Raw genomic sequence first — 5,487 nt, forward strand, 5'->3', positions numbered from 1 at the left:
GTCCTCGCGTCCCTGCATAAGACCAGTCTTAACCACCAGGCTCACGAGTCCAGCCGACGCGCCCCACATCCGCCGATTAGTTCAGCAGTCTCCTAGGCCGTCGCTCTCCACATGAAGTTTTTCGATGGTGTCGTGGTTGTCGTGATTCCCGGGAGAAATAATGAGGGTGATCCCGTACTCGACCAATGACCGATTCAGTCGTGCTTCGTAGCGGTTTCGTTTGGCGCCAGGCCAGTCGAAACCGAAATCACCGACGTGAATGATCACCTTCGCGCGGATCACCGAAGCCCCCGGCCGGCCCCCACGAACCCCCCGCCCGGCTGGCCATGGACGCCAAGACGGAGCTACTGCTCAAGTGCCCGGAAGGAGGTACCTATTCCGTCGGAAGGATGCCCTGGACGTGTTGGCTGGTTTCGTCACCACCCCGGACAGGGCGAGCTCGCGATCAGCCGGCATTCAGCAAAGTAGATGTACGTCCCTGGTTCACCAGTCCTGGTGTTCGCGGGTCTGTCCGTAGGGCACGGCTTCGCTTAGGGAAACGGTGAACGAACCGTAGCCATGCCGGGTGACCAGAATTCCCTTACGGTCTTCCGTGCTTGCCCGGGCTCTGAGGACTTTGACGGCTTCGTCGAGCTGGCGTTCCATGCCTGCTGGATCGGAGGCGGTGACTGCAAGTGCCTGATCAGTGGAGCTCATTTCGCTTCCCATACATTTGTTGACGGTGCCGGCGGCTCAACTTCAGACAAGCTTCTGGAGTGTGAGCCGGGCGCCTTCGGTCCAGAGCGTCTGGAGTGTTGCGAGGTAGGGGTCTCGGAAAGCATCTACTGACGCCAGGTTCCCGAACAGGGTCCGGTTTTGGATGAAGGCTGTGGGGTCGTTTCGCTGGGTTGCGGCTAGGGCCATCAGCTCGTCCTTCAGTCGGTCAACGATCGTGAACTGCTCTCCTTTTTCTCCAACGCCTTCGGCGTATCGTGCCCAGCTGGCGCTGATGGCTGCACCGAGGGAGACACCGCGTCCGGCTTTGAGGTTCTCTCGAACTACTGGCAATAGCCACTTTGGGATGCGGTCGCTGGATTCAGCGCGAAGTCGCGCCAGTGTGTCTTTGATTTCGGGGTTGCGGAATCGGGGAAGCAGCGCTGATCGGAACTCGTCGAGCCCGAGGCCCGGAACTATGTGCAGGGTGGGGATGGCTTCGAGCTCGATGTAGGCCTCGAGAAGCCGTGTGATGTCCGCATCTGAGGCTGCTTCGTGGGCGTAGGTGTAGCCCAGGAGTGTTCCGAAGTAGCAGATGGTCTGGTGCCCGACGTTGGCCAGACGCAGCTTCATGATTTCCCAGGGTTCGACGTCGTCAACCAGCTGGACGCCGCCTTGGTCGAAGGGCGGCCGTTCACCGTTGAAGTTGTCTTCCAGAACCCATTGGCACCAGGGTTCGGCGACGACGGGCCACTGGTCGTGGACGCCGAGCCGGTTTTCTACGTCTTTCCGATCGTCCTCGGTGGTGACGGGGGTAATGCGGTCGACCATGGAATTGGGGAACCGGACGTTCTTTTCCATCCAGTCGGCGAAGGCCGGATCGATGAGCCGTACGAACGCCGTGAAGCTGGCTTTGGCGACAGCCCCGTTGCCTTGGATGTTGTCGCACGACATGACGGTGAACGGGGAAAGGTTGCGTTCGCGTCTGCGCTGGAGCGCGGCGTAGACGAAACCGAAGACCGTCGCTGGCCGTTCGGGGTTTTCGACGTCCCGGCGGATTTGCGGCTCATCGGCGAGGAAGTCACCGGTGACCTGGTCGAAGTTGTATCCGCCTTCTGTCACGGTCAGAGACACGATCTTGACCTCGGGCGATGCCATCCGCTCGATGACCTTCTCAGGATCGTCGGGGGCAAAGAGGTAATCGATGATGCTGCCGATGACGCGTGCTTCCCGTGTGCCGTCGGCGTGCTTGAGGACCAGGGTGTACAGGTGGTCCTGTTCGGCCATGATGTCAGCCATTCGCCGGTCCTGTTCAAGTACGCCCACGCCGCAGATCGCATAGTCATTGGCCAGCCCGGCGGCGAGCAGACGATCGATCACCATGGCCTGATGGGCACGGTGGAAACCTCCCACGCCGAAATGGATGATTCCTGCGACGAGCTTGTCGCGGTCGTAGGAGGGGGTGGCAACGATGCCACCGGCGTTGATCTTCCCGAGGTTGTCCTGCTTGAGGGTTATCGGGGTTTCGACTTCTGTGTTGTGGATCATTATGTTTCCTTTGGGCTCAAATGCACGCGGTAGTTCAGTGAGGCTCGGGTGGTTCAGTGAAGATTGTCGTGGCGGTACTGCATGGTCCGTTGGCTTTCGGGGCTGGGAGCGAGCGAGAACATGATCCCGTCGAAGAGCACCAGTGCTGCCTGTTCAAACCGGCTCCCGCCGAATTGCTGGGAAGGCCCTGCCGGGACCCGCAGGACAACCTTCGCAGCTCCGGCCAGGGGAGAGTCGGCGTTCTCGGTAACTGCCATTACTGTTGCGCCTTCTGCACTGGCTGTCTGGGCCTGCGCCACGGTGATCGGTGTGGTTCCCGATCGTGAGAAGAGGATCAGCCCGTCTCCTGCCCTGACGGAGGGAGCTGTCGCTTCTCCGACGAGATGGGCGTCGTGGCCAAGGTGCATCAGCCGCATGGCGACCATGGCGGCGACCAGGCCGCTCCTTCCCTGGCCGGTCGTGAACCAACGTTGGGTCGGTGCGGCCAGAGCCGCTCTCGCCCCTTCAAGGTCATGCCTGTCTACCGTGAGCGAGCATGTGATTTCGCTGGCGACGATCTGTAGGGCATTAAGTGGTGATACTGCCGACATGGGGCATCTCCTGACTCAATTCGTGGATGAACGCCCGGCCTGAGACTGCATAACGGACTCCGGCGGAGGCGGCGATGGGGAGGTTGGCCGGTGTGATCCCACCGTCGACTCCCGGGGAAAGGTGGGCTGTATCTACTGCCCTGACTGTGCCTAGACGGCCCAAATCAGCCGCGTGTCCCGCGCTGCCCGGAGGAGTGAGCATGACCAGCACCCCATCGGGTTTCAGATTCTTCAGATGTTCAAGGTCGTGGGAGCGCAGTCCTTCGATTGCTATCCAGAACTCGCTGGCCATCGAGCGTCCCACATCCATTACTTCTGCGGCCTCGCCAAGGTTTCGCAGTTGAACCGTGAGGCGCCGTGGCCATATTGGCAGGGTCCTTATGGCGTGGATGGGGTCATCGACCATGAGGTGGATGTCCAGCACGTTCGCGACGGTCTCCAGTTGTTCGAGTTCCGTCAGGCTGAGGCCTGGCTGGCCGCGGAATGATCCTTCGATGACGTCCGCATGGACCCAATGTCCGTGATGTGCCAGGTATCGTGCTGCCGTCACCCGCTCGTCCTTTGGAACGGCCAGGAGGCTTCCGGACAGGAGGACGTGATGCTCTTGTGCCAGTTTCGTGAGCAGACCCATCATGCTTCCTGGCTGAACTGGCTGACGGCAAGGTAGCGGCTGAAGCGTTCTTCTGCTTCCTCGTCGGGCCGCGGCTCGGCAGCTAAATGCGCTTTGGCTGCCCAGGCATCGCGGACGTCACGTATGTCCCTTCCTTGGAAGCAGGCCGCTGCCTGGATCGCTGCGCCGGCCGCCACAGGTTCGAGGGCTTCAGACAGGTGAACCGGACGGTGGCTCAGGTCTGCCAGTAGCTGGGGGTAAGCAAACGACCGGGATGCGCCGCCTGTGGCGATGACGCGGCCGGTGATGGCAGCCCCGACATCCTGGAGCGCGCGCTCTCCCCGGAGCAGGCCGAAGATGACTCCTTCGACCGCGGCACGGGCGATCTGCTCGCGCGTCGTGCCGGTTGTCAGACCAGCCAGCGTACCTGTTGCTGTGGGGAGGTTGGGCTTGCGTTCCCCGTCAAGGTAGGCGACGAGCACGGGCAGTTTCGCGGTTGGCGCGTTAAGGGCCAGCTCGCTGAGTTCAGCATGGCTGACGTTCAGCCACCGGGCGAAAGCGTCAGTCACCCGGGCCGCATTCAACGTGCAGACCAAGGGCAGATAGCCTCCTGCGGCATCGGCTACCCCATCAACGATTCCTTCCGAGTCCCTCACCGGGTTGTCACTGGTGGAGAACACGACCCCGGAGGTGCCGAACGAGTACGCTACGTCCCCGGAGCGCACGCCCAGGCCCAGGGCACTCGCATGCTGGTCGCCGGCTCCGGGGCCAACCAGGGTCCCTGCGCGCAGGCCCAGCTCCCGGGCTGCCCGCTCGGTGACTACCCCGGCCGCGGTGGTCGGGCCGAGGACACGGGGCAGCATCGGTTCCCAGTCCGTGTCAGGGTCGATGAGCTCGAGGATGCGTGTGTCGTAGGCACCGCGGCTAGCGTCGAAGTATCCCGTTCCGCTTGCCTCGGATCGGTCGGTGACCATCTGGCCGGTCAACCGCCACGTCAGCCAGTCATGGGGAAGGAGTATCGACGCCAGCGACTTGAACGACGTCGGCTCATTGTCCCGCAGCCACAGAAGCTTGGAAACAGTGAAGGCGCTGGTGGGGACTGAGCCGGTCCTCGCCGCCCATTCAGACGCCGGCAAGACGCCCAGAAGGTGCCGCATCTGAGGCGCCGAGGTGGTGTCGTTCCACAGCTTGGCAGGACGGATGACGCGACCGGAGCCATCCAGTGCCACCAGCCCGTGGCACTGGGCCGCGACGCTGATGGCCTGGATGTCGCCAGCGCCGGCACCTGCCGCTTCGGTTGCCCGGCCAAGGGCGGCCCTCAGGGCATTCCACCAGGATTCGGGATCCTGTTCGCTCACCGGAGGAAAGGTTTGAGGGTGTGGAGCTGAACCCGCCCCGACTTCCTGCCCTTCCTCGTCGTACAGGACCACCTTGGTGGATTGGGTGGAGCTGTCAATGCCGGCAAAGAGACCCACGGCGCTAGACCACCTTCACTTTGAGCAGAAATCCCGAGGTCACTTGACCGCTCCCAGCGAGAGGCCCTGGACGAGCTTGTCCTGGGCGGCGAAGCCGGCGAACAGCACCGGGAGGGAGATCACGACGGCGGCCGCGCAGACTTTCGCGAGGAACAGGCCCTGGCTGGAGACGAAGCCGGTCAGGAAGACCGGAGCGGTGCCGGCCACCACCCCCGTGAGGACACGGGCCAGCAACAGTTCGTTCCAGCTGAAGATGAAGCAGATCAGCGCAGTGGCCGCGATGCCGGGCATCGCCACCGGGGCAATGACCTTGCGGAGGGTCAGGAGCAGGTTTGCGCCGTCGATCTGGGCTGCTTCGAGCATTTCCACCGGCACTTCGGCGAGGAAGGAGCGCATCATCCAGACCGCAATGGGCAGGTTCATCGAGGTGTACATGAGGATCAGGAACCAGATGTTGTCCAGGGCGCCTGTGGTCTTGGCGAAGAGGTAGAGGGGCAGGATCGCGGCGACGACGGGCATCATCTTGGTGGAGAGGAAGAAGAACATGACGTCGGTCCACTTCTTCACCGGC

The 5,487-nt window shown here is 62.6% G+C and carries 6 protein-coding genes; all 6 read right to left on the reverse strand.

The window, feature by feature from the left end; genetic code table 11:
• Positions 1–483 precede the first annotated feature (483 nt).
• A complete protein-coding gene (locus ASG92_RS23210) occupies positions 484–696 on the reverse strand; it encodes a hypothetical protein (RefSeq protein ID WP_056634092.1) in 213 nt (70 codons plus the stop codon).
• A 42-nt stretch (positions 697–738) separates the two neighbouring features.
• The gene (locus ASG92_RS23215; protein ID WP_082579682.1) at positions 739–2,241 is read right to left on the reverse strand and encodes a mannitol dehydrogenase family protein; all 1,503 of its coding nucleotides are present in this window, start codon (positions 2,239–2,241) and stop codon (positions 739–741) included.
• A 53-nt stretch (positions 2,242–2,294) separates the two neighbouring features.
• A complete protein-coding gene (locus ASG92_RS23220) occupies positions 2,295–2,831 on the reverse strand; it encodes an SIS domain-containing protein (protein WP_082579683.1) in 537 nt (178 codons plus the stop codon).
• A complete protein-coding gene (locus tag ASG92_RS23225) occupies positions 2,809–3,462 on the reverse strand; it encodes a hypothetical protein (RefSeq protein WP_056634098.1) in 654 nt (217 codons plus the stop codon). Before ASG92_RS23225 ends, ASG92_RS23220 begins: the two co-directional genes overlap by 23 nt.
• Positions 3,462–4,916 (reverse strand): xylulokinase, encoded by a 1,455-nt coding sequence (gene xylB, locus ASG92_RS23230; protein ID WP_056634101.1) that lies wholly within the window; start codon positions 4,914–4,916, stop codon positions 3,462–3,464. The genes ASG92_RS23225 and xylB overlap by 1 nt, the downstream gene beginning before the upstream one ends.
• 39 nt (positions 4,917–4,955) lie before the next feature.
• Positions 4,956–5,487 (reverse strand): carbohydrate ABC transporter permease (locus tag ASG92_RS30095; RefSeq protein WP_157372246.1); only part of this gene is annotated, 532 nt, incomplete at its 5' end.

The organism is Arthrobacter sp. Soil736, assembly GCF_001428005.1.
Lineage (GTDB): Bacteria > Actinomycetota > Actinomycetes > Actinomycetales > Micrococcaceae > Arthrobacter.